Below are 22,949 nucleotides of genomic sequence, written 5' to 3'. Positions count from 1 at the left end.
TGAGCGCTGCCTTAGTGCTCGCCACGTGCCCTCCGGTGCTTTTGCATGGTTTGCGCTGGTGAGGGGAGCTTATCGAACGCCTTACCGTCCGGGTACGAGACCAGTTCGAACTGCATGCCCCACGGTGCGAGGAAGTACACCCACCGCTGGCCGGCGCTGGGTCCCTTGCTCGTGGTCGGTTCGCCGAGCACCCGAACTCCGCGTTCGTGCAGGTATGCCACGGCCGCGTCGAGATCCTCGACGTACAGGGCGACGTGGTGACCGCCGACGTCGCTGTTCCGCGGCTGTTCGCGGCGCCGGTCCGCGGCTTCGTAGTCGAACACTTCGAAGATCGCCGCTCCGCCGCAGCGGAAGAAGTGCAGGCGGCGCATCACCGTGTCGGCCGCCACGTTGAGGTGATCGGCCATCCAGGTTCCGTCGTCCTGGTAAGGGCCGAGTGTGTACATGAACTCGCACCCCAGGACATCGACGAGGAAATGCCGTGCCTCGTCGAGGTCGGGGACCGTAAATCCGAAGTGATCGACCCCGGCCAGGCCGGGCAGTCCGGATGTTGACTCCCTCACGAGTCCCTCCCATTGGATCCGATCTTTGTGCGCTCAGACTAGTGGGCCCTCGGCCTGAGGCATAGAGCTCGCCAGTTGCTCCACATCTTCAGTTTTCGACCTTGTCGTTGGATCCAATGTGTGTCAGGGTCCGGCGTGTATCAAGCCACGTCGAGGAGGCTTCATGGCCACGCACCACCGGCTGCGCGCGGCGTCGAACTGGGTGGAACTGCGGGCCACCGACAGGGACTGGGACAACGTCGACGGCGATGTCCTGCGCCGGATGCTCAGTCACCTGTTGTGGATCCGCTCCTTCGAGGAGTACGTACTGGAGCTCGCCGGCCAGGGGCTGATCCACGGCCCTGCGCATTCGAGCATCGGGCAGGAGGGAGGATCCGTCGGCTCGGTGCTGCCTCTGCGCAGCAGTGACTTCATCAACGGCACCCACCGCGGCCACCACCAGTTCCTGGCCAAGGCGTTCGCGCATGTCGCCGATGCACCGTCCGGATCACTGGCGAAAATCACGCCGGGCGTGCGGACCGTTCTGGAGCGCACGCTGGCCGAGATCTGCGGTCTCGAACGGGGGTTCTGCCGGGGCCGCGGCGGATCCATGCACCTGCAATGGCGCGAGGCCGGCGCGATGGGCACGAACGCCATTGTCGGCGGCGGTGTCCCGCAGGCCGCGGGCTTCGCCTGGGCCCACCAACGGGCCGGTACCGATGCCGTGTCGGTGACCTACTTCGGTGACGGCGCCGTGAACATCGGCTCGGTTCTGGAGACGTTCAACCTCGCGGCAGCATGGAAACTGCCCGTCTGCTTCTTCATCGAGAACAATCAGTACGCAGTATCCACCCATGTGAGCGAGGCGACCGCCGAGCCGCGGCTGTCCGCCCGTGGCCTGGGCTTCAACATCCCCAGCTGGCGTGTGGACGGCATGGACCCGGTGGCTGTCCATCTGGCGATGCAGGAAGCGCTCGACGTCATGCGTTCCGGAGGCGGCCCGACGATCGTCGAGGCCGAGGTCTACCGTTTCTTCCACCAGAACGGCCCCTACCCCGGCAGTGCCTTCGGGTACCGGGACAGGGACGAGGAGAAGAGCTGGCGCGAGCGCGACCCGCTCGAGATGCTCAAGCGGCACCTGCTGCGCCGTGCGCTGGCAACCCAGGAAGAGATCGACCAGGCAGCCGTCGACATAGCCACCACCATGTCGGACATTGGCGACGAGCTGCTGGAACCGGTACCCGACGGCAAGCCCGGCCAGCGGCGGATCAAGGCGTCGGAGTGGCCCGAGACGAGCTTCGTCGACGTCGGCGTCCGCGGTGACCTCAGCGAGTTCGACGAGGGCGTGCGGTTCGAGGAAGCAGAGAGCTTCACCGGCGCCACGGACACCGTCAAGTTCATCGACGTGGTCAGCAAGGTCATGCAGCGGCGCATGGTGCAGGACGACTCCATCGTCGTCATGGGCGAGGACGTCCACAAGCTGAAGGGCGGCACCAACGGTGCCACCAAGAACCTCGCCGACAACTTCCCCGGGCGCACTCTGGGCACGCCCATCAGCGAGAACGCATTCGTCGGCCTCAGCGGCGGCATTGCCCTCGACGGACGTTACAAGCCGGTCGCGGAACTGATGTACGCCGATTTCATGTGGGTGGCAGCCGACCAATTGTTCAACCAGGTCGCCAAGGCCCGGCACATGTTCGGCGGCGACAACGACATGCCCTTCGTGCTGCGCAGCAAGATCGCCGCCGGCACGGGCTACGGCTCGCAGCACACCATGGACCCCGCCGGAGTGCTGGCCACCGCCCCAGGCCTGCGCATCGCGGCGCCGAGCACCCCGTTCGACTACGTGGGGATGATGAACGCAGCCCTGCGCTGCAAGGACCCCGTCGTCGTCCTGGAGCACGTCGACCTGTACAACTCGTCGGGCATCGGACCGGTCGACGACTTCGACTACTGCATCCCGGTCGGAAAGGCCGCGTTCAGGCGGCGCGGCAAGGACCTGACCGTCATTTCCTACCTGTCGATGGTGAACCGGTGCCTCGAGGCTCTGGACGCGGTCGAGACGGTCGACGCCGATGTCATCGACCTGCGGTGGCTGGACCGGGCCGGCGTCGACTGGGAGGCGATCGAGGAGAGCGTGAGGAAGACCAACAACGTTCTCATCGTCGAGCAGGGCGCCGTGGGCACGTCCTACGGTGGCTGGCTCGCCGACGAGATCCAGCGCCGCCTCTTCGACTGGCTGGACCAGCCGGTGCAGCGCGTGACAGGGGCTGAGTCGTCGCCGAGCATCAGCAAGGTCCTCGAGCGCGCCGCCATCGCCGGCACCGAGGAGATCATCGCCCGGCTCCGTGAGATCTGCGACGCCGACTGAGCTCGCCGCATTCCCGCAGCCGAGAGGACACAAGGAGAGGTCATGGCCAAGCTGCTGCATATGCCCGAGGTGGCGGCAGGATCGACCGAGGCGTTGCTGTCGCAGTGGCTCGTCAAGGAGCACGGCAGCTTCGGTGCCGGGGATCCCATCGCCGTCATCGAAACCGACAAGGCGATGGTCGAGCTGGAGGCGGAGCATGACGCGACGCTGGCCGGCATTCTCGCCGAGGCCGGCAGCACCGTGGAGGTCGGCTCACCCATCGCGGTACTACTGGATCCAGGCGAGGACTTCACCGACCTGAACGCCGTGCTCGGCCAGCTGGGAATCGCCCGACGTCCCTCCACAGACACCACCGCGCGGGCCGGCAGTACTCCCGCCCCCCTGCCGGAAGGACTGGGCGCCGCACCGGCTGCAACCGAGGAACATGAACGGATCTTCGCCAGTCCCCTTGCGAGGCGATTGCTGAAACAGGCCGGACTGTCGCTGACCGACGTCCACGGCACCGGACCGCACGGGCGGATCGTCCGCAAGGACGTCGAACGGGCGATCGCGGCCCGAGTGGACGGTGGCGCGGCTGCGGCCAACGGCTCCGCCGCCCAGACCTCAGCGGCGGAACCGACCAATGTCAGCCGGACCCCGCCCGAGGCAGCCAGGCCACCGGCGCCGGCTTCGGAGGCCGGCGGGAAGGCCGCGGCGGCACCGCCCGGCCTGGCTGAGATCATCCCGCACACGCGCCTGCGGCGTGCCATTGCCGCCCGCCTGACCCGGAGCAAGCAGCAGGCCCCGCACTTCTATCTCAAAGGCAGCGCCCGCATCGACACGCTGTTGGCTCTGCGCAGTGAGGTCAACCAGGTCTCCGCCATCCGCGTCTCGGTCAACGACTTCGTCATCAAGGCGGCGGCGTATGCGCACCAGCAGGTACCGCAGATGAATGTCGTATGGCAGGACGAGACAATGCTCCGCTACGCCTCCGTCGACATCGGTGTTGCCATCGCCTCCCCCCGGGGCCTCGTCACCCCCGTCGTCAGGTCCGTGGACGCGCGACCTGTGGGCAGTGTGGCCCGCGAGGTCAAGGACTACGTCGAGCAGGCCGGCGCCGGACGGCTCGCCCAGAGCGACCTTGAGGGCGGAACCCTGACCATCACCAACCTCGGCATGTTCGGGGTGGAGGAATTCGCCGCCATCATCAACCCGCCCCAGGCGGCCATCCTCGCCGTCGGCGCAGGCCGCCGAGAGCCGGCGGTCAGCGACGACGGAACGCTTACCACGGCGACGGTCATGCGCGTGGTGCTCTCCGTCGACCACCGGGCCGTCGACGGCGCCGACGCGGCGCGCTGGATGGGCGAGTTCACCAAAGCGGTCGAGCAGCCGATGCTCCTGCTCCTTTAGCGTCGCGCTCTCGCTTGCCCAGCAGACTGGAGGCCTTGATGACCTAGCTGTTCTTCGGCCGGAAGCTCGCTGTTGCCCGCCGATGGAAGTCCGGTCCGGGCAGCCGCCAGGAGCCCCGGTGACGGACTGGCGGCGTCGGGGGGAAACGCCCGGCGTCGAGCCATCATCGAAAGCCCTGCAGGGGGAGTAAAGCAGTCTGCCCTGCCTTCGCGGCGGGTGGACGGTGCACGGCTCGTGGGCCGCGTGCCACGGATGACGGCACGGCGGCCCCGCGGCAGGACCAGGAAGTCCGGGTCCGGGGAGCGGGCGTAGATCGAGATCGTCGCCCGTCGCCCGGCTGCACATGCCGGCACTCCAAGGAGATGCCGCCCCCACTGCAATCGTTCGCATGCCGGGTAGTCCGGTGCGACGGCAAGACTATCCGACCCCTTGACACCATGTGGCGCACTCCACAATATGTGGGCAGCGTGCAATCGATTGCCAATCGTCTGGTCGCAACTGCGGCCGCTGTGACGACCAGGCGACCGTTGTCCAGCCACTTGCCTTTCTCTCGATCGGTCGCAGCGCCTGGATCGGGCGGTGCCGCATCCGATTGCAAGGACCGGCCGGTGGGTGTGCCGTTCAAGTCGTACCGGTGACGCTGCGCAACCCGGCTGAAGGGACGGCGGCCGCGCAGCCCACCTCCTCGCCACTGCTCCACCGGGTCCGCCCAACTCGGCTGCGGACCGGCCGACTCGGCCACAGGCCTGGTCGGTGCGACGACCTCACCACACGCCACTCACGAGGACCACCCATGAAACGCAACGCACGTCGCCGGAACGCCTTGACCGCGGTTGCCGCTGCCTGCGCGCTGGCCGCGACCGGCTGCGCCACCTCTGGCTCCGATGACGCCGGATCAGCCCACGGCCCGCTCGTGATCGGTGCCTCGGTGTCGCTCACCGGGGACTTCGCCGATTCCGGTCAGGCTGTTCAGCGCGGCTACCAGCTGTGGGCCGACTCGGTCAACGCCAAGGGCGGCCTGCTCGGCCGCAAGGTGCAGATCAAGATCGTCGACGACCTGTCCAGCCCCACCCAGGTCATCACCAACTACCAGAATCTCATCAACCAGGACCATGTCGACCTGGTGTTCGGCCCGTTCTCCAGCCTGCTCACCATACCGGCGGCACAGGTCGCCAAGCGGTACGGATACGCCTTCCTCGAGCCGGCCGGCGGTGGTCCGAAGGTCTTCGAACAGCACCTGAACAACCTCTTCTTCGTCCAGCCGGCGCCCTCCACCCGCTCCGGTGATGTGTTCGCCAACTGGATACTGTCGCTCCCGGCCGACAAGCGGCCGAAGACCGCCGCCTACGCGGAGCTGGACGACCCGTTCGCCGCCCCGGTCGCCGAAAGCGTCCGGGCCAAGTTCGAGGCCGCGGGCATCAAGACCGTGTACAAGCAGGTGTATCCGGCCGAGACCCAGGACCTCTCCCCGGTGATGTCCGGTGTTGCCGCAGCTCACCCGGACGTCCTGGTCGGTGGCACCCAGACCCAGGACGCCTACCAGCAGGTCAAGGCACTGGTGCAGCTGCACTTCAACCCGAAGTTCATGTTCCAGTCGAACGGCGCGAACTCCCCGCAACAGTTCCCCGACAAGGTGGGTGCCGGCAACACCACGGGCGTCATGTCCTCCGGTGACTGGTATCCGGGGTCCACCGCACCGGGAAGCGCCGGATTCACCGCCGCGTACCTCAAGAAGTACGGCGGCACCCCGCAGAAGATCGACAACACGTCCGCCGAGGCCTACGCCTGCGGGCAGTTGCTGGAAGAGGTCGCCAAGAAGACCGGCAAGCTCGACAACGTCACGATCACCCAGTCCCTGCACTCGGGGAGCTGGCCCACTCTGCTCGGGAACATGGCTTGGAAGGCCGATGGCTCTCCGACCGGCCAGTTCTCCCTCGTCCAGTGGCAGGGCGGCAAGCTCGTGCCCGTCTACCCCGCGGGTGTCGCCCGGGTCGCCCCGGTCTACCCCAAGCCGAACTGGGGCGGGTGACACAGGCCATGCACAGCCTCATCCAGGCACTCATCCTCGGCCTCCTCACCGCCGGCGTCTATGCGCTCATGGCCTCCGGGCAGACCCTGATCTTCGGCATCATGAAGGTCGTCAACCTGGCGCAGGGAGCGATGGTCATCCTGGGCGCCTACCTGGCCTATCAACTGTTCACCTCCTTCGGCCTCGACCCGTTCCTGGCCATCCCGATCACCACGGTCGTGATGTTCGCGCTCGGGGTGGCGGTCGAGGTGTGCTTCCTGCGGCCGCTGAAGAGGGAGGACCGCTCCGAACTCAGCCTGCTCGTCACCTTCGCCGTCGCCCTGCTCGTCGAGGGCGTCATGAGCGTGGTGTGGAAGACCAACTACCGAAGCGTCAGCACCTCCTACAGCAACGCCAGCTGGACCGTATTCGGCTACCAGATCACCCTGGTGCGGCTGTGGGGCTTCTTGCTCTCGCTCGTCGCCCTCGGCCTTCTGTACCTGCTGCTGAACCGGACGCGTTTCGGCCGGGCCGTGCGCGCCACCGTGCAGAACCCGGACGCCGCCCGCCTGCTCGGCGTCGAGGCCCAGCGCGTGTCCGCCCTCGGCTTCGGGCTCGGGTCGGCAACCGCGGCAGCAGCCGGCTCCGTCTACGGACTGCTGTATCCCTTCAACTCCGGCAGTCACTACGACCTGATCTCGTTGCTGCTGTCCATCGTCCTGCTCGGTGGTCTGGGCAGCGTGGTCGGGGCCGTGATCGGTGCGGTGATCGTGTCGGTCTCCTCCGCCGTGGTCGCCTCGACGCTCTCACCGTCCTGGTCCGGGATGACGTACTTCGTCATCATCCTCCTCATCCTTCTCCTGAGGCCGCGAGGCCTGTTCGGCACCGCGACCCGGGGGGCCATATGAAAGCGTTCCGTGGCGCAGCAATCGCCATCGTCTTCTTCGGGCTGCTGGCGGCCCTGCCGTCGTTCGATCTGGCGCACTGGGCGATCAACATGCTGATCTTCACCCTGATGTTCGCGGTGATGTCCAGCGCCTGGAACATCGTCGGCGGGTTCGCCGGCTATCCCTCCCTCGGCCACGCCGCCTTCTTCGGCATCGGCGCCTACGCGGAAGGACTGTGGTTCGCCCACCACTCCGTCACCAGTGGCTACGAGCCGTTCTGGGCGCTACCGGTGATCGGCCTGCTCGGTGCCGTCCTCGGCCTGCCCATCGCCGCAGTGGCGATGCGCACTCGGGCCGATGTCTTCGCCATCGTCACCATCACGCTTCTGTTCGTCACCCAGACCCTTGCGTTCAACCTGCACGGCATCACTGGAGGCGCACAGGGGCTGGCCCTGCCACAGCCGCCGTTCTCGGGAGCCGGCTTCGACCGGCCCTTCTACTACGTCCTGCTGGTGCTGCTCGCGGTGGTGATGGCAGTCACGTACGCGATCATGCGCACCAAGGTCGGACTGAGCCTGGTCGTGATACGCGCGGACGAGGACAAGGCTCGCGGCATCGGCGTGCGCACCACCGGTATCAAGCTGTTGGCCTTCGCCCTCAGCGTCGGCTTCACGGCCATGGTGGGCGCGGTCTGGGGCTACTACGAGGGCTTCATCTACCCGCAGTTCGCCATCGACCCGCTGATCACGATCGCGATCGTCCTGATGACCTTCCTCGGAGGCCGTGCCACCTTGTGGGGCCCGGTCATCGGCGCCTTCATCCTGGAATCCGCCCAGCAGTACCTCGCCTACCAGCTCGGAGGCAGCCAGGTCTACCTCATCGCCTACGCCCTGGTGTTCCTGCTGATCATGCTGCTCTTGCCGCGCGGCATCCTGCCCACCGTCCAGGACATGATCCGGCGGCGGAGCCGGGCCAGAGTCGTCGCCGCCGGCCTGTCCACCCCGCGAACGGCCCCCGGCGCCCCCGTGCCGACGACAGAAGGAGGGCACTTGTGACCGCACTGCTCGAGGTAACCGACGCCACCAAGTCCTTCGGCGGAACGCGGGCGGTCGACTCCTGCTCGTTCGCCGTCCAGCGCGACACCGTCACCGCACTCATCGGCCCCAACGGGTCGGGCAAGACCACCCTGTTCAACCTGATCACCGGATACCTGCGGCCCGACAGCGGCCAGGTACGGTTCAACGGGCGTGAGGTCACAGGCCTGGACGCCGGTACCCTCTACCGGCGCGGCCTGTCCCGCACCTTCCAGCAGGCCCGGGTCTTCCCGCAGCTGAGCGTCGAGGAGAACCTGGTGGTCGCCGGCGGCTACAGCTGGCGGCAGCTGCTGACCCGGCGGGTGAGCCGAGCCGACCGGCAGCGGGCGGGCCGACTGCTGGAGGAGTTCCGGCTGGCACCCGTCGCCGACCTGCTGGCCTCGGAACTCTCCTACGGCCAGCGCAAGTTGCTGGAGTTCGCCGCCGTACTGATGAGCGATCCGGAGCTGGTGCTCCTGGACGAGCCCACCGCGGGCGTCAACCCGGTCATGATCGAGACCATGGAACGCCACATCCGGCAACGGCACGCGGCTGGAGTCACGTTCCTCATCGTCGAGCACGATATGACCTTCGTCATGCGACTGTGTGACCCGGTCATCGTGCTCGACCAGGGAAAGCGGATCTTCACCGGCACACCCGACGAGGTCCAAACCAATTCTCTCGTCCTCGACGCCTACTTGGGGAGCTGACCATGGCCCCGATCCTCACCCTGGACGCCGTTGTGGCCGGATACGGTGCCGGCGACATTCTCAAGGGCGTGCACCTGACCGTCGAACCCGGCACGGTCACGTGCCTGATCGGCCCCAATGGTGCAGGGAAGTCAACCGTTTTGAAGACCATCAGCGGGCTGCTGCGGCCGAAAGGGGGCACCGTCGCCTTCCGCGGCAAACCTCTGGGCAAGCTCTCGCCCAGGGAACGGCTGGGGCTCGGTATCGTCCACGTTCCCCAAGACCGCAGCTTGTTCCCGGCGATGAGCGTGTGGGACAACCTCCTCATGGGCGGCTACACGCTCAAGGACCACAAGGTGGTGCAGACCCGCATCGAACGCGCCGTCGAGGCCTTTCCCATCTGCACCAAACGGGCGCGGGAGCACGCCGGTTCCCTCTCCGGCGGCGAGCAGAAGCAGGTCGAACTCGCTCGGACTCTGGTCCTTGACCCCGCACTCATCCTTCTCGACGAGCCCTCCATCGGCCTGGACCCCAAATCCCGGCAGCAGGTCTTCACCAGCATTCGGCAACTCGCCACCGACGGCCGCACCGTGCTCCTTGTCGAGCAGAACGCACGCTCCGGTCTGGCCGCCTCCGATGTCGGGGCCGTCCTTGAAGCAGGCCGGGTCCGCCTCGTCGCCAGTGGTGCCGAACTGCTGGACGATCCTGAGGTGGCACGCCTCTACCTGGGAGCCGCGCCGCGATAGGTGGCACGCCAACGGCCCCGTACCCGCAAGCCCTGCCCTCGGACACCGACCGCGGGCAGGGCAGCGGCCATTTCCGGGCCGCCACCCGTGGTGGCGGCCCGGCAGCTGCGATCCCCTTGCTCTCTTTGGCTTCCTCGCCCTTTTGGCGTTGCTTGGTGCTGGCAGGCGCGAACAGCCCACCTATTCCCAGTCACTTTCCCCGTTTTCCAGGCCCTTGTTGTGCAGGATTGCACAACGGCCGCCAGCCGGTTGCCCGCCGGCATGCGGCGGGCGTCAAATGGCCAGGGCCGGAAACGCAGCCGCCGCTCGGGAGCGGCTTCCGTTGAGTGAGCAGGCCGGCTTCCGGGTTTGCCCGGACCCCAGCTCACTGTCCGCCCCCACCACGTCCGCCGCACTTTTGGCGGTATCTCGGCTCATCGACCTGCCTGCCCTTGGTATGAGAGGGAGCTTACGGTGACACCAGCCATCCGACGCAATCTGGCCTCCAGCGCTTGTATCCTGGCGACGCTGTTGACTGCCAGCTGTTCAGTAAATCCGGCAACGAGCGCCGCAGGAGTCGGCAGCGGATCCCATCAGCCGCTCCGGATCGGCATTTCCCTGTCCATGACCGGAGACTTCGGCGACACCGCGCGAGCAGCGAAGCGCGGTTACCAACTCTGGGCCGATCAGGTCAACAAGGCCGGCGGGATCCTCGGACGCCAGGTACAGCTGAAGATCGTCGACGACGCGAGCAGCAGCACCCAGGTGGTGACCAACTATCAGAACCTCATCAGCAGGGATCACGTCGATCTCGTGTTCGGGCCGGTGTCGAGTCTGCTGACCGTGCCCGCGGCTCGGGTGGCCGCCCGGTACGGATACGCCTTCATCGAGTCGGCGGGGGGCGCACCCACTGTCTTCGCGCTGCATCTGCACAACCTCTTCCTCGCCCAGCCGTCACCCGTGGCGGAACTCGGCGTGAGTTTCTGCGACTACATACTGTCGCTGCCGGCCGGCCGGCGACCCAGGACCGTCGCGTACTCCAGTGTCGACAACCCGTTCGCCACCTCGGTCGTGGATACGATGCGCCGGCGGTTGCAGGCCGCGGGCATCACGACCGTGTTGAACCAGACCTATCCCAGCGAACAAGCCGACGTCGGGCCCACCGTGTCACGGATCGTCGCCACCCACCCGGACATGGTGATCGCGGGCACGCAGGGCGAGGACGCCTACGAGACGGTGCGGGCGATGATCCAGCAGCGTTTCGATCCCAAGTGGCTGTTCATGCCGAACGACGCGAACGACCCTGTGAACTTCCCCGACAAAGCCGGGAAGGGCAATGTCGCCGGGATTTTCACCTCGAACGACTGGTCACCTCTGGTGAACCGCACCGGAAACCAGCAGTTCATCAAGGAATATCTCGCCAAATTCGGCGGATCCGCGGACACCATCGACGCCAGCTCGGCCGAGGCGTATGCGGCCGGACAGATCCTGCAGGCGGTCGCCGAGAAGACCGGGAAAGCCGACAACACCACGATCATCTCGTCCCTGCACTCCATGACCGTCCAGACCGTCGAGGGCAGCCTCAGCTGGGACAGCGACGGAGCGACCAGCGGGCACGACAACATGCTCGAGGAATGGACCGACGGCCGGCTGCTGCCCGTCTATCCGAGCGATACCGCCGTACATGCGCCCGTGATCCCCAAGCCCGCATGGGGAGGCTGAACCTGCCATGCACACGCTGATCCAGGCATTGCTTCTCGGGATACTGACGGGCGGGGTGTACGCGCTGATGTCCACCGGGCAGACGCTCGTGTTCGGTGTCATGCGGGTCGTGAACGTCGCCCAGGGCATCTTCGTGATGCTCTCCGCCTACCTCAGTTACACCCTGCACACGCACTTCGGCATCGACCCCCTGGCGACCATCCTGCTGGTGATGCCCGCGATGTTCGTCGTCGGGATCTCCGTCCAGATCCTGTTCATCAGGCCGGTCAAGCGACGCAAGGCCGAGGTCAGTTTTGAGCAGACCTTGCTGATCATGTTCGGGGTGGCGATCGGCATCGAAGGACTCCTCGACTTGGTCTACGGTGCCGACTACCGGTCCATCCACACCAGTTACGCCAACGCCTCGTGGGAGGTCGGCGGGTACACGGTGTCGGTGGTTCGTGTGCTGGCCTTCGGCGTCGCCGCGGTACTGCTGTCCGGACTGTGGCTGCTGCTGCGGAAGACGCAGTTCGGCCGCTCGCTGCGGGCCACGGTGCAAAATCCGGTCGCGGCGAAGCTGCTCGGAGTCGAAGCCGAACGCGTCGGGGCACTGGGGATGGGCGTGGGCGTCGCGCTGGCCGGCGGTGCCGGCGCGGTGTACGGGATGCTGTACCCCTTCAACGCGAACAGCTCCTACGACCTGATCTCCCGGCTGCTCTCGATCACTGTTCTGGGAGGCCTGGGCAGTCTGCCCGGAGCCGTCCTCGCCTCGGTCGCCTTCGGCGTGGTCGAAGCGGTCGTGGCGGCGACCATCAGCCCCGTGTGGGCACCGTTCACGTTCTTGGCCGTACTCTTCCTGGTGGTGCTGCTCCGCCCCCAAGGGCTGTTCGGCACAGTCGAGCGAGGTGCACTGTGACCTTCGATCGGCTGTCACGGACACCGGCTTTCCGGCTCGGCCTGCCTCTGCTGATGTGCGCCTGCTTCCCGCTGCTGGTGCACACCTCGTGGATACTCAACCTCGGTGTTCTCACCATCATGTACGCCGCGCTGGGGTCATCGTGGAATCTGCTCGGCGGCTTCACCGGCTACATATCGCTCGGCCACGCCGCGTTCTTCGGCCTTGGCGCCTACTCCCTGGCGCTGCTCGGCGGACCCGACAGGGCGGCACTCGCAGGGTACGGGCCATTCCTCCTGGTGCCGCTGATCGCGGTCGCGGCGGCCGTCATCGCCGCGCCCATCGGCTGGGTCGTCCTGCGGGCCCGCCACGTGGCCTTCGCGATCGTCACCATCACGTTCCTGTTCATGGCTCAAGCCCTGGCCTTCAACCTCACCGGCGTGACGCACGGGTCCGCCGGACTGACTGCCGCCGTGGCGCCGTTCGCTCCCGATGGTTACGAGGCGCCCTTCTACTTCGCCATGCTGGTGATCCTGGCAGTGGCCGTCACCCTGTTCGAGGTCACCCGCCGCGCCCCGCTCGGACTCGCACTGACCGCGGTGCGCGAGGACGAGGACAAGGCCCGCGGCGTAGGTGTGCCCACCACCGCGATCAAGGTCATGATGTATTGCGTCAGCGTCAGCCTGACCGCCGCTGCGGGCGCGGTGTGGGCGTACTACATCTCCTTCATCCTCCCGCAGTACGCGGTCGATCCGCTGCTCATGGTCGGAACGGTGCTGATGGTCTTCCTCGGGGGCCAGAAAACCCTTTGGGGACCCACGGTCGGAGCGCTGGTCATCGCACCCGTCCAGGAGTACCTGGCCTACTCGGTCGGCGCGAGCAAGCTCTACCTGGTCACCTATGCGGTCTTGTTCCTCGCCGTCATCCTGCTGCTTCCCCGGGGCATCCTGCCCACCGCGGGCGAGTGGCTGCGCCGTCGACGCGGAACTCGCCGTGAACCATTGCCGGCCGAGGGCGCATCCCCGCAGACGCCTACGACGGCTACGAGTAGCCGCAAGTCCTGATCGTCCTGCCGGCCGTGCTCACGCTCACCGGACCCGGCCACTGGTCGGCCGACCAGGCCCTCGGGCTGCTCCCCCGGGCACCCTGGTGGCCGGCCGCGGCCACCGGCTTCGGCATCGCCGGCGGGCTGAGGACCCGCGCCTTCCTGGGACGGCCGGGCCTTCACCACTGAGTGATCGGGAACGCCCGCGCTGCCAGGAAGGTGAGAGTGCCATGGGCATCGAAACGAGGGACCGTCAGAGCGCGGTATCACCGTCGCCGACCGACGGTGGTGACGGCCGAGGCGTCGACCAGAGCAGATCGTGACCCGCTCGACTGGTGGATGCTGGTGATGCAGGGTTTCCACGCCCCCAGGACGCTCTCGTGAGCGAAGTTGCCGAGCGTTTCGATCTCGGTCGAGGCCTCACCGATGTAATGGCGCGCTTGCTCGCTGCCTCCCAGCACCGGATGCCGATGTCACGCCTGGCGCAGGAGGCAGGCGAGCGGCGGGTTCACCGAGCTCGCCGACCGGCTCTGCGTGGCCGGTCTGGCCCGGCGTCTGGCGTGCGAGGCCGAGCGGCGCGTCACCTACCTGGAACCGACCGGCCGGGGCGAGGACACCGCCCGGGCCATCTCGCGGACGGTGGCACAGATCCTGCGCGCTCGCGTCCTCACTCCCCTCGGACGCGACCGGGCCACCGAGCTTGCCGATGCCATCCGTGCACTGCGCGACGCCTACGACGGCGCCGGGAAGTAACGACGTACCAGGGCGCCCGAGTCATCACGCCGGCCACATCGGCGGCCGGGAACGAGCGTCGGCCAAGCAACCTCCCCACGGCCGACTGCCATTGCGGACGACCAACCGTCAGTATCTGCGACGCCCGGGAATCCGGCACACCAACGAGGGGCAACGCCGTCCGGCACCGCCCTCAACGCCTCCCGATCACAGGAGGCGGCAGTGCGCGAGGCTCAGGGCGGCTGCGATCCGTTGCATGAGCGGAAGATCGTCGATGGCCACGATCTCGCGGAACAAAGCGATGCGATGGTGCTGGGTCGTCAAGGCCGGCAACGGCAGCGTTCGCGGCCCGATTCGGTCCATGAGAGCCTCCGGCGGGTGCCGGACGAACACCGCGCGGCCATGGTATGCGAGCGCACGGCGGGGAACTCGGCCTCGTTCCGGGATGTCAATCCCGGTGTGGCCGCTTGTGCAGATCTGCACGGTCGATTGACCCGGTGTCATGGGCGAACCTAGCGTGCGCGTGCCGACCATCCGCGCCCCGGCGCCGGCCTGACGGCGCACGACGTCACGGTCGCCCGCGGACTCGACCCGACAGGAGACAGCAGTGACCATCAGCGCGGCACCCAACCCGGCCCACGACTTGCAGGGCCGGCTCTCGGTCACCCCGCACATCCCGGCGCCGGGACACACCGCCGTCGATTTCGAGACCCGCGTCGACTTCGACCGGTTGCGGGCGTACCGGCTCGCCCGGGCACGCGCCGCGCTGGAGGCGTCCGACCTTGGCGCGCTGCTGGTATTTGACGTGAACAACATCCGCTATCTCACGAACACCGTCATCGGTGAGTGGTCGCGTGACAAGATGACCCGCTACGCATTGCTCACCCGGGGCGGTGAGCCGGTGGTGTGGGACTTCGGGTCCGCGGCCCGGCACCATCAGCTGTACGCGCCGTGGCTGGCGCCGGGCAACTCCCGAGCGGGGCTGCTCGGGCTGCGCGGTGCGATCGCGCCGGAGGCCGGGCTGATGGAGCGAGCCGTGGCAGAGATCAAGGACCTGCTGGTGCAGGCAGGGGTGGCTGGCGAGCCGGTCGGCATCGACATCATGGAGCCGCCGTTCCTGTTCGAGTTGCGGCGCGCCGGCATCCGGGTGGCCGACGGCCAGCAGGTCATGCTCGACGCGCGGCAGATCAAGAACGTCGACGAGATCCTGCTACTCAGCCAGTCCGCGGCGATGGTGGACGGCGCCTACCAGCAGATCGCCGACGCCCTCAAGCCGGGCATCCGCGAGAACGACATCGTGGCGCTGGCGCACAAGTACCTCTACGAGCAGGGCTCCGACGACGTGGAGGCGATCAACGCGGTCTCCGGGGAGCGCTGCAACCCGCACCCGCACAACTTCACAGACCGGCTGATCCGCCCCGGCGACACCTGTTTCTTCGACATCATCCAGTCGTACAACGGCTACCGCACCTGCTACTACCGCACCCTCAACGTCGGATCCGCCACCCCCAGCCAGCGTGACGCCTACACCAAAGCCCGTGAGTGGATCGACGCCGCCATCGAGCTGGTACGCCCCGGGCAGACGACGGACACCATCGCCCGCGCCTGGCCGAAGGCGACCGAGTTCGGCTTCGCCACCGAGATGGACTGCTTCGGCCTCCAGTTCGGCCACGGCCTGGGCCTCGGCCTGCACGAACGGCCCATCATCAGCCGCCTCACCTCCCTGGAGAACCCCGTGGAGATCGAGGAAGGCATGGTGTTCGCCCTCGAGACGTACTGCCCCGCCTCCGACGGCTTCTCGGCCGCCCGCATCGAGGAGGAGGTCGTCGTCACCGCCGACGGCGCCAAGGTCCTGACCCTGTTCCCGGCCCAGGACCTGTTCGTCGCCAACCCTTACTGACGGGGCGCCAACCGGCACAAGTCGGGGTGGGATCTGTCTCTCACCCGCCCGCCCACAACGCGCCTTGTGGCGGGGTCTGTTGCCGGATACGGCCGTATCGGCCCTCGACCGGGCACTCCTGTCACCTGTCTCTCACAGGACCGAATTTCGAACTCTGGTATACGTCGTGAACGATACATACCATGGCGGGGTGGACGAGATCCTGGCCAATACTGTGCTGTTTGCCGGGCTGCGTCCGGATGCGGCCCTCACCTTGGAGACGCTGGCGCAGCGGCGGCATCTCGAGCGCGGCGGGGTCGTGTTCCGGCTCGGCGATCTCGGCACTTCGATGTATGTGATCACCCGAGGCAAGATAGGGATGACCCGCCCCGCCGGCGCGGACCGCGACAGTCTCCTGGCCGTGCTGGGCCCCGGCGACCTCCTCGGCGAGCTCACCCTGTTCGACCCGGCGCCGCGCAGAGCCACGGCGACCGCCCTGACCGACCTCGAACTGGTCGAGTTCACGGCGTCGGCCGTACGCCGCTGGCTGCAGGAGGAGCCCGACGTGGCATGGCACTTCCTGCAATTGCTGGCTCGCCGGGTTCGGCGCGTCAACGACGCCGTGGAAAATCTGCTGCACGGCCACATCCCGCTCCGCGTCGCCCGCATGCTCCTCGACCTGGCCACGAAGTTCGGCACCCCGACACTCGAAGGCATCCGCGTCGACCACGGCCTCACCCAGGAACAACTCGCACACTGTGTCGGGGCATCACGCGAGAGCGTCAACAAGTCCCTGTCCGAACTCGCCAACCGAGGCGTCGTCCGCCTTGAACTCCGCAGCCTGGTCATCCTCGACATCGCCAAACTGACCCACAAGGCGCACGCATGACCTTGCCCGGCCGAAGCGAGCCGCTTCGAGGAGGTCACCCGGCGAGCACTGATGGGCTGTCACGGAACCGGCCTTCTCGGTGATCGATCCGAGGAACCGGATTCTGGTTCGGGCGCGGACGCCGCAGGACACGGCCGTCTGCCACGGCTGTGGGGTCCCGGCAGCTCGTGTGCACGGCTGTCGTTGACGGACTGGTGGTGCGTTCGATGTGCCCGACCGGTCCGTCTCGGCCGTATCGGCGCCCTGTCCGCGGGGCGCGTCGATGAGATCACGAAGACTCAGGCGAGGGCGTCGAACCCCGCGTAGGCACGGCGGTAGTACACGAGCGGCGATCCTGAGGGGTCGGAATCTCCTGCGACGATCAGTCCGATGACGATCTCGTGGTCGCCGGCGGGGACGACCTGGTACAGCTCGCAGACCGCATGCGCTGTCGTGCCCGCGGCCAGGACCGGCAGCCCGCCCGGCCCCGGCCGCCAGTCGACGTCGGTGAACTTGTCACCGCCGGAGGCCGCGAACCGGTTCGAGATCGCGTCAGAGCCGGACGCCAGCACGTTGACGCAGAAGCTCTGCCGCTGCTTGATCGCCCCCAGCGTCCGCGAGCCCTTCCCGATGCAAGTGAGCACGAGCGGCGGCTCGCACGACAGGCTGCACACGGCCCCCGACGTCATGCCGACCGGTGCGCCGTCCGCCGTCAGCGCGGTGACGACGGTAACGCCGGTCGGAAGTGCGGCGGCCAACGACCGGAAATGGTCAGCTTCGATTCCGTAACCCGCCAGATTGACCACTGGTGACATCGACATGCAATCGGTGAACCCCGTGCTCATGCGGACTCCTCGAATGTCAGGGCAGGGACGTATCGCCGGTTCAGCGAAGCAAAAAACACAGGCCCGGCACAATCGTCTGTGCAGAATCAGACACGGTCAGGTTCGCAGCCGTTGTCCGCGATCAGCGCCAACGCGCTGTCACCAGGTACATCGTCACCGGCCGCCAGCCCGATCGCGATCCACTGCGGACAACCACCTGACCCCGCCCGCAACCATGACCCTTGGCCGGCAAGCGAGAACCGCGCCGACCGGAGGCGGAGGTCCCTTCAACAATTCACGCTTGCGCGGCATCGGGTCAAGACATTGGTCGGCCGCCGCGAAGTGCAGGATTCCACACGGAGATTCATTGACCCGCGCGGTCACCGTCGGCTTTTATTCGGCGTCATTACAGGCGCATTCCCGTGCGGTGACGAGCAGTCATTCCGCCGGGTACTCACCAGCGCAGCTGTCAGTGCGGACCGTTGCGATCGGGGGCTGTCGAGGCCGCACCCGTCACTACAGCAACAGTGAAGGGAAGGTGCATCGTCGATGACAAGCCGAGCACATACGTGTCGGCCGAGCCGACTCGCTCGATGTGTGTACGTCATCATGGCCGCCATCTCGGCGTCGGCTCTGGCGTCCTGCTCCGGTTCTCCGGGGGCGACGTCGGCCGCGCCCGGCGGCAAAACCCAGGGGGCGGCCGACGGGGCCGCGTCGCCGATCACGGTCGACGCGCCGCCGAACGCCTCCAGCGCCGCCGCGGCGTACGGTGCGACGTCCGGGACGTTCGAACAGGCGGGCATCAAGGTCGCCATGCACACCCACCAGGGCGCCCAGTCCACGATCGTCGGGCTCATGTCCGGCGAGTACCCGATCGTGTGGGCGACCGTCCCCGACATTCTCGCCGCCCGGGCGAAGGGCCTGCCGATCTCGATCGTTGCCCTCGGTGACCAGGGGGCGCCAGGTCAGATCCGGGTGCTCAGCCGGGCAGGCTCGGGGATCGCCAAGCCGGCCGACCTGGTCGGCAAGAAGGTCGCCATCCCATCGCCGACCTCCTCCTGCGCACTCGCCATCCCGAACCTGCTCAAGGCCGCCGGCGTCGACGCCAAGAAGGTCCAACTCGTGACGGTGCCCCAGGTCGACCACGAGAGCACCCTGCAGAACAAGGTCACCGACGCGGTGTGCACGCCCGAGCCGTTCCAGAGCGAGATCAAGCAGCACCTCAAGACCGACGTGGTGCTGGACGTCTTCACCGGCGGCAACACGGACATGCTGATCGGGGCGTACGTCGCCACCAACACGTACGTGCAGAAGAACCCGAAGGCGGTCACCGCCTTCCGTGACGGTCTCACCGCCGCCAACCAGAAGGCGGACGCGGACCAGAGCGTCGTCCGGGCGCTGATCCCCAAATACAGCGGCGTCACCGATGAACTGGCGAAGAGCATCACGCTGCCGACGTACATCCGGAACGTGACGGACACGGCCGCGTTGCAGTCCCTGGCCGACCTCATGGTGGACAACGGCCTGCTCACCGCGAAGATCGACGCCGGTAAGTCGTTCGCCGCCCCGGCCCCGTCCGGGAGCTGAGCGGATCATGTTCACCAGGAAACCGACCAGTCCGGGGACGGTGTGGCAACGGGCCCATACGGACGCCGGCGAGGGCGGCACCGGCACGGCCCGGAGCATCGCGAGGACCACGACTGCGGCGCCGCGGCGCCCCGGCTGGTCCGTCCGATGCGCACGGGCGGCGGCGCGCAGCGCCTTCGTCCGAGGGCTGGTCGGCCTTCTCACGATCTGCCTCACCGACCAGCTGGTGAGCTGGAGCGGCCTCGTCGCGCCGCGCTATCTGCCGCCGGCCACCACGATCACGGCACAGCTCGGCGCGCTGCTCACCGCGTCGCGCTTCCTGTCCGACATCGGGCACACGCTCGCCTCGGCCGGACTCGCGATGCTGGCGGCCACGCCGACCGCGGTGGTCTGCGGGTTGCTGCTGGGGCTGTTCCCCACGGCCATGCGGGCCACCCGGGTGGTGATCGACGTGCTGCGACCGCTGCCGGCGGTGGCGATCATCCCGCTGCTGACGCTCACGGTCGGGCTCGGGCAGACGAGTGTGGTCCTCGCGGTCGCCATCGCGGCCTTCTGGCCGATCCTGCTCAACACGGTGCACGGCGTACAGGACGTGGACGGGGTCGCTCTGCAGACGGCCGGCCTGTTCGGGGCGAAGTGGCCGCGCAGGGTGTTCACCGTCGTCATCCCGTCGGCGGCACCCGCCATCGGCACCGGCGTGCGCATCGCGGTCAGCCTGGCCCTGGTGGTCACCGTCGCCGCCGAACTGATCATCGGTACGACCCAGGGGATCGGCGCGTTCATCCTCGACTCCAGCCGAGGAGGCTTCCACGCCGATCTCGTGTACGCCTCGGTGGCGGTCGCCGGACTGCTCGGCCTGGCCGTGAACTCCGCGGCCACCGCGCTCGAGCGGCGCGCGTTCCCATGGCACGGACGAGAGGGGACGTCATGACCCTGACGGCAACCGGCCCGATCCGTCGGCCGGCACGCCAGGTCCGTCTGCTGGCCAGGCTGGGCAAGGGCGCCGTGGTGCGGTTCGGGGTGCTCGTCCTGCTGCTGCTCGCCTGGCAGTGGGCGACGAACGACGCAGGCAACCTGTTCTTCCCGCCGCCGACCGAGATCCTCGACCGGATCCTCGTCGACTGGTTCTCCGGCCCGGCCGCGCACCTGTTCGTGACCCCGGCCTTCATGGCCGATGTCGTGCCGAGCATGGGCCGGATGCTGGCGGGCTGGCTGCTCGGGTCGCTGATCGGCGTAGTGGTAGGGGTCCTCGCGGGCGCCGTACGGACTGCGCGGCAGATCCTCGACCCGCCGGCGCAGTTCCTGCGGGCGCTGCCCACTCCGGCTGTCGTACCGGTCTTCCTGCTGCTCTTCGGGGCGTCTACGGGCATGCGGGTGGCGCTGATCGTATTCGGCTGCGTCTGGCCGGTCCTGCTCAACACGATGGCCGCGGCGGCCTCCGTCGATCCCCGGCTGCGGTTCACCGCGCGGGCCCTGCACCTGAGCCGGTGGCGCCAGTTGGTGCAGGTGGTGCTGCCGTCGAGCGGGCCGGCCATCGCAGCCGGGATGCGTATCGGGCTCGCCCTCGCGCTGATCCTCATGGTGCTCTCGGAGTGGGTGGTGGCCACCAGCGGCCTCGGCTTCAGCCTCATCACCGCCCAGCAGCACTTCGACATGACGGGGATGTGGGCCGCCATGGCGCTGCTCGCCATCGCCGGCTACCTGATCAACACCGTCTTCCTCACCGTCGAGAGCCGGCTGCTGCGCTGGCACAAGGGGGCTCGAGGCAAGTGACCAACGCGCAAACGACCCAGACGGCGGTGATCGGCGTACGCGGGCTGTCGCACACGTACGCCGCCAAGGGCGTGACGCACCAGGCCATCGCCGACGTGTCCTTCACGGTCTCACCCGGGGAGCTCGTGTCGATCGTCGGGCCGTCCGGCACCGGCAAGTCGACCCTGCTGCTCTGTGTCGCCGGCCTGCTCAAGCCCGCCTCGGGCGAGATCAGCGTGCTGGGGGCGCCCGTACGGGGAGTCCCCAGTGATCTGGCGATCGTGTTCCAGGACTACAGCCGCTCGCTGTTCCCGTGGCTGCGGGTGGGCGCCAACATCGAGTTTCCGCTGAAGGCGACACATGTGCCGCGGCCCGAGCGCAGGGCGCGGGTCCGGGAGTCCCTGGAGGCGGTGGGCCTGGCCGACGCCTGGAACCGCTACCCCTGGCAGCTGTCCGGCGGCATGCAGCAGCGGGTCGCCATCGCCCGCGCCCTGGCGTGCCGCCCCAAGGTCCTGCTCATGGACGAGCCGTTCGCCAGCGTCGACGCGCAGACCCGGGTCGACCTGGAGGACCTCACCCTCGAGGTGCGCGACCTCTTCGGCGTCACGGTCCTGTTCGTCACCCACGACATCGACGAGAGTGTCTACATCTCCGATCGGGTGATCGCGCTGACCAGCCCGCCCGCGACCGTGGCGGCCGACATCCCGGTGGCGCTGCCGGCGCCTCGCGACCAGATCGCCACCAGGGCCACGGCCGACTTCGTCAAGCTCCGCACGGAGGTGGCGAACCATCTGCGCCGCCGGGATTCCCAAGCTCCGCCGCTGCCAGGCCGCCCACCGTCCGATCCCGCATCCATCGGATCCAAGGAGTAGATCGTCATGCGTTTCTCGGTATACCTGAACGCCCAGTCCCCGGGACCCGACCACGACCTCGACGTGATCGACGCGGTCACGGCCCAGGCGATCCTCGCCGACCGCAGCGGGTTCGCCGGCGTGTGCCTGACCGAGCACCACTTCACCGGCTACAACACCTACGGCAACCCGTTCACGTTCGGGGCGTACCTGGCGCCGCAGCTGACGAACGCTCATGTGGTGCTGTCGGTCGCGGTCCCGGCGCTGTGGAACCCGATGAACTTCGCCGAGGCGTGCAACACTCTCGACCTCCTCACCCGGGGCCGGTGCATCATCGGCGTCGGCACGGGCGGCTCCCCGCAGGAGTACAAGGGTCTCGGCCGGGACCCGGTGCAGCGCGGCGCGCTCATGGACGAGGTCGTCCGGATCGCGGAGCAGGCCAGGCGCAAGACGCTGGACGACCCGGACCTGGAGTACGCCACGCCGCACTCCAAGGGCGTGCTGACCCGCCGGATCATGCCGACCTCGTACACCAAGCCGGGGCCGCGGTTCGGCCGCGCCGCGCTGTCCGACGAGGGCATCGTCCACACCGCCGAGCGCGGATGGGTGCTGATGACCGCCCGCGAGGCCGTGCCCGAGACCGCCCGCAAGTGGCGGCTCTACCACGACACGCTGAACGCGTCCGGCCACGACGAGGAGACGCTCGCCTTCGCCCGGGAGTGGTCGATGGTGCAGAAGATGGTCTACGTCGGCGAGACCGACGAGTCCGCGCTGGCCGACGTCGCCGGGCCGCTCGACTACCTCGCCGAGCAGTCCAAGAAGTCGTTCGGCGGGACCGCGGCGGCGGCCGGGTTCAGGAGCAGCATCGTCGGCGTCTCGGCCGTGGACCGGGACGACTTCCTGAAGAAGGCCATGATCGTCGGCAGCCCGGAGACCGTGGCCCGCAAGATCAGCGAGTACGAAGGCATCGGCGTCGGCCACATGACGCTGGTCTTCCTCTACGGGCAGATGAGTCCGGCCCTCGGCGCCCGCTCGCTGCGCCGCTTCATCGACGAGGTGATGCCCCGCTTCACCGACCCGGTGCAGACCGCCGAGCACGTCGCGTACTCCGCCACCACCAGCTGACCGACC

The 22,949-nt window shown here is 67.9% G+C and carries 22 protein-coding genes; 19 read left to right on the top strand and 3 right to left on the bottom strand.

Going from position 1 to position 22,949, the window contains the following annotated elements:
• Window positions 1-11: 11 nt before the first annotated feature.
• A complete protein-coding gene (locus AB0M27_RS33695) occupies window positions 12-563 on the bottom strand; it encodes a VOC family protein (protein ID WP_365727399.1) in 552 nt (183 codons plus the stop codon).
• A gap of 163 nt (window positions 564-726) precedes the next feature.
• Between AB0M27_RS33695 and AB0M27_RS33690 the strand changes: the two genes are divergently transcribed.
• The 12 genes from AB0M27_RS33690 (at window position 727) to AB0M27_RS33635 (ending at window position 14,078) form a co-directional block, all read left to right on the top strand.
• Window positions 727-2,913: a thiamine pyrophosphate-dependent enzyme gene (locus tag AB0M27_RS33690; protein ID WP_365727397.1), complete on the top strand. Its 2,187-nt coding sequence runs from the start codon at window positions 727-729 to the stop codon at window positions 2,911-2,913.
• Window positions 2,914-2,955: 42 nt separating this feature from the next.
• Complete coding sequence (locus AB0M27_RS33685) at window positions 2,956-4,302, top strand: dihydrolipoamide acetyltransferase family protein (protein WP_365727395.1); 1,347 nt, start codon at window positions 2,956-2,958, stop codon at window positions 4,300-4,302.
• Between the two features lie 793 nt (window positions 4,303-5,095).
• Window positions 5,096-6,331 (top strand): amino acid ABC transporter substrate-binding protein, encoded by a 1,236-nt coding sequence (locus tag AB0M27_RS33680; protein ID WP_365727393.1) that lies wholly within the window; start codon window positions 5,096-5,098, stop codon window positions 6,329-6,331.
• A gap of 8 nt (window positions 6,332-6,339) precedes the next feature.
• The gene (locus tag AB0M27_RS33675; RefSeq protein ID WP_365727391.1) at window positions 6,340-7,218 is read left to right on the top strand and encodes a branched-chain amino acid ABC transporter permease; all 879 of its coding nucleotides are present in this window, start codon (window positions 6,340-6,342) and stop codon (window positions 7,216-7,218) included.
• Window positions 7,215-8,252: a branched-chain amino acid ABC transporter permease gene (locus AB0M27_RS33670; protein WP_365727389.1), complete on the top strand. Its 1,038-nt coding sequence runs from the start codon at window positions 7,215-7,217 to the stop codon at window positions 8,250-8,252. Before AB0M27_RS33675 ends, AB0M27_RS33670 begins: the two co-directional genes overlap by 4 nt.
• Window positions 8,249-8,980: an ABC transporter ATP-binding protein gene (locus tag AB0M27_RS33665; protein ID WP_351208767.1), complete on the top strand. Its 732-nt coding sequence runs from the start codon at window positions 8,249-8,251 to the stop codon at window positions 8,978-8,980. The genes AB0M27_RS33670 and AB0M27_RS33665 overlap by 4 nt, the downstream gene beginning before the upstream one ends.
• A 2-nt stretch (window positions 8,981-8,982) precedes the next feature.
• Window positions 8,983-9,705 (top strand): ABC transporter ATP-binding protein, encoded by a 723-nt coding sequence (locus tag AB0M27_RS33660; protein WP_365727387.1) that lies wholly within the window; start codon window positions 8,983-8,985, stop codon window positions 9,703-9,705.
• A gap of 453 nt (window positions 9,706-10,158) precedes the next feature.
• Window positions 10,159-11,406, top strand: coding sequence for an amino acid ABC transporter substrate-binding protein (locus AB0M27_RS33655; RefSeq protein WP_365727385.1), 1,248 nt, complete (start codon window positions 10,159-10,161; stop codon window positions 11,404-11,406).
• Between the two features lie 7 nt (window positions 11,407-11,413).
• The gene (locus tag AB0M27_RS33650; RefSeq protein WP_365727383.1) at window positions 11,414-12,301 is read left to right on the top strand and encodes a branched-chain amino acid ABC transporter permease; all 888 of its coding nucleotides are present in this window, start codon (window positions 11,414-11,416) and stop codon (window positions 12,299-12,301) included.
• Complete coding sequence (locus tag AB0M27_RS33645; RefSeq protein ID WP_365727380.1) at window positions 12,298-13,344, top strand: branched-chain amino acid ABC transporter permease; 1,047 nt, start codon at window positions 12,298-12,300, stop codon at window positions 13,342-13,344. The genes AB0M27_RS33650 and AB0M27_RS33645 overlap by 4 nt, the downstream gene beginning before the upstream one ends.
• Before the next feature lie 14 nt (window positions 13,345-13,358).
• A complete protein-coding gene (locus AB0M27_RS33640) occupies window positions 13,359-13,514 on the top strand; it encodes a hypothetical protein (RefSeq protein WP_365727378.1) in 156 nt (51 codons plus the stop codon).
• A gap of 345 nt (window positions 13,515-13,859) precedes the next feature.
• Window positions 13,860-14,078, top strand: coding sequence for a hypothetical protein (locus AB0M27_RS33635; protein ID WP_365727376.1), 219 nt, complete (start codon window positions 13,860-13,862; stop codon window positions 14,076-14,078).
• A 186-nt stretch (window positions 14,079-14,264) separates the two neighbouring features.
• Here AB0M27_RS33635 and AB0M27_RS33630 read toward each other — a convergent pair whose 3' ends face one another.
• Window positions 14,265-14,420: a hypothetical protein gene (locus tag AB0M27_RS33630; RefSeq protein WP_365727375.1), complete on the bottom strand. Its 156-nt coding sequence runs from the start codon at window positions 14,418-14,420 to the stop codon at window positions 14,265-14,267.
• Between the two features lie 244 nt (window positions 14,421-14,664).
• Between AB0M27_RS33630 and AB0M27_RS33625 the strand changes: the two genes are divergently transcribed.
• Both AB0M27_RS33625 and AB0M27_RS33620 read left to right on the top strand, forming a co-directional pair.
• On the top strand, window positions 14,665-15,957 hold the full coding sequence (locus tag AB0M27_RS33625; protein WP_365727374.1) for a M24 family metallopeptidase: 1,293 nt from the start codon (window positions 14,665-14,667) through the stop codon (window positions 15,955-15,957).
• 190 nt (window positions 15,958-16,147) lie between these two features.
• On the top strand, window positions 16,148-16,825 hold the full coding sequence (locus AB0M27_RS33620; protein WP_365727372.1) for a Crp/Fnr family transcriptional regulator: 678 nt from the start codon (window positions 16,148-16,150) through the stop codon (window positions 16,823-16,825).
• 278 nt (window positions 16,826-17,103) lie between these two features.
• Here AB0M27_RS33620 and AB0M27_RS33615 read toward each other — a convergent pair whose 3' ends face one another.
• On the bottom strand, window positions 17,104-17,649 hold the full coding sequence (locus AB0M27_RS33615; protein WP_365727370.1) for a flavin reductase family protein: 546 nt from the start codon (window positions 17,647-17,649) through the stop codon (window positions 17,104-17,106).
• Window positions 17,650-18,237: 588 nt separating this feature from the next.
• Here AB0M27_RS33615 and AB0M27_RS33610 point away from each other — a divergent pair.
• The 5 genes from AB0M27_RS33610 to AB0M27_RS33590 are packed head-to-tail and all read left to right on the top strand — an operon-like array spanning window position 18,238 to window position 22,943.
• A complete protein-coding gene (locus AB0M27_RS33610; RefSeq protein ID WP_365727368.1) occupies window positions 18,238-19,215 on the top strand; it encodes an ABC transporter substrate-binding protein in 978 nt (325 codons plus the stop codon).
• Between the two features lie 7 nt (window positions 19,216-19,222).
• A complete protein-coding gene (locus tag AB0M27_RS33605) occupies window positions 19,223-20,146 on the top strand; it encodes an ABC transporter permease (protein ID WP_365727367.1) in 924 nt (307 codons plus the stop codon).
• Window positions 20,143-20,988, top strand: coding sequence for an ABC transporter permease (locus AB0M27_RS33600; RefSeq protein ID WP_365727365.1), 846 nt, complete (start codon window positions 20,143-20,145; stop codon window positions 20,986-20,988). Before AB0M27_RS33605 ends, AB0M27_RS33600 begins: the two co-directional genes overlap by 4 nt.
• Complete coding sequence (locus AB0M27_RS33595) at window positions 20,985-21,839, top strand: ABC transporter ATP-binding protein (RefSeq protein WP_365727363.1); 855 nt, start codon at window positions 20,985-20,987, stop codon at window positions 21,837-21,839. Before AB0M27_RS33600 ends, AB0M27_RS33595 begins: the two co-directional genes overlap by 4 nt.
• A gap of 6 nt (window positions 21,840-21,845) precedes the next feature.
• Window positions 21,846-22,943 (top strand): LLM class flavin-dependent oxidoreductase, encoded by a 1,098-nt coding sequence (locus AB0M27_RS33590; protein WP_365727361.1) that lies wholly within the window; start codon window positions 21,846-21,848, stop codon window positions 22,941-22,943.
• Window positions 22,944-22,949 lie beyond the last annotated feature (6 nt).

Origin of the sequence: Streptomyces sp. NPDC052107, assembly GCF_040680215.1 — a bacterium.
In the GTDB taxonomy this organism is placed as follows: domain Bacteria; phylum Actinomycetota; class Actinomycetes; order Streptomycetales; family Streptomycetaceae; genus Streptomyces.
The sequence above is the reverse complement of the archived record's forward strand: the minus strand, read 5'-3'. Positions and strand labels throughout refer to the sequence as shown.

Bases quoted from the DNA above. Each gene is read 5' to 3' on its own strand.
- AB0M27_RS33690 (WP_365727397.1), top strand. From the start codon at position 727: ATGGCCACGCACCACCGGCTGCGCGCGGCGTCGAACTGGGTGGAACTG.
- AB0M27_RS33685 (WP_365727395.1), top strand. From the start codon at position 2,956: ATGGCCAAGCTGCTGCATATGCCCGAGGTGGCGGCAGGATCGACCGAG.
- AB0M27_RS33680 (WP_365727393.1), top strand. From the start codon at position 5,096: ATGAAACGCAACGCACGTCGCCGGAACGCCTTGACCGCGGTTGCCGCT.
- AB0M27_RS33675 (WP_365727391.1), top strand. From the start codon at position 6,340: ATGCACAGCCTCATCCAGGCACTCATCCTCGGCCTCCTCACCGCCGGC.
- AB0M27_RS33670 (WP_365727389.1), top strand. From the start codon at position 7,215: ATGAAAGCGTTCCGTGGCGCAGCAATCGCCATCGTCTTCTTCGGGCTG.
- AB0M27_RS33660 (WP_365727387.1), top strand. From the start codon at position 8,983: ATGGCCCCGATCCTCACCCTGGACGCCGTTGTGGCCGGATACGGTGCC.
- AB0M27_RS33650 (WP_365727383.1), top strand. From the start codon at position 11,414: ATGCACACGCTGATCCAGGCATTGCTTCTCGGGATACTGACGGGCGGG.
- AB0M27_RS33630 (WP_365727375.1), bottom strand. From the start codon at position 14,420: ATGGACCGAATCGGGCCGCGAACGCTGCCGTTGCCGGCCTTGACGACC.
- AB0M27_RS33615 (WP_365727370.1), bottom strand. From the start codon at position 17,649: ATGAGCACGGGGTTCACCGATTGCATGTCGATGTCACCAGTGGTCAAT.
- AB0M27_RS33610 (WP_365727368.1), top strand. From the start codon at position 18,238: ATGGCCGCCATCTCGGCGTCGGCTCTGGCGTCCTGCTCCGGTTCTCCG.
- AB0M27_RS33605 (WP_365727367.1), top strand. From the start codon at position 19,223: ATGTTCACCAGGAAACCGACCAGTCCGGGGACGGTGTGGCAACGGGCC.
- AB0M27_RS33600 (WP_365727365.1), top strand. From the start codon at position 20,143: ATGACCCTGACGGCAACCGGCCCGATCCGTCGGCCGGCACGCCAGGTC.
- AB0M27_RS33590 (WP_365727361.1), top strand. From the start codon at position 21,846: ATGCGTTTCTCGGTATACCTGAACGCCCAGTCCCCGGGACCCGACCAC.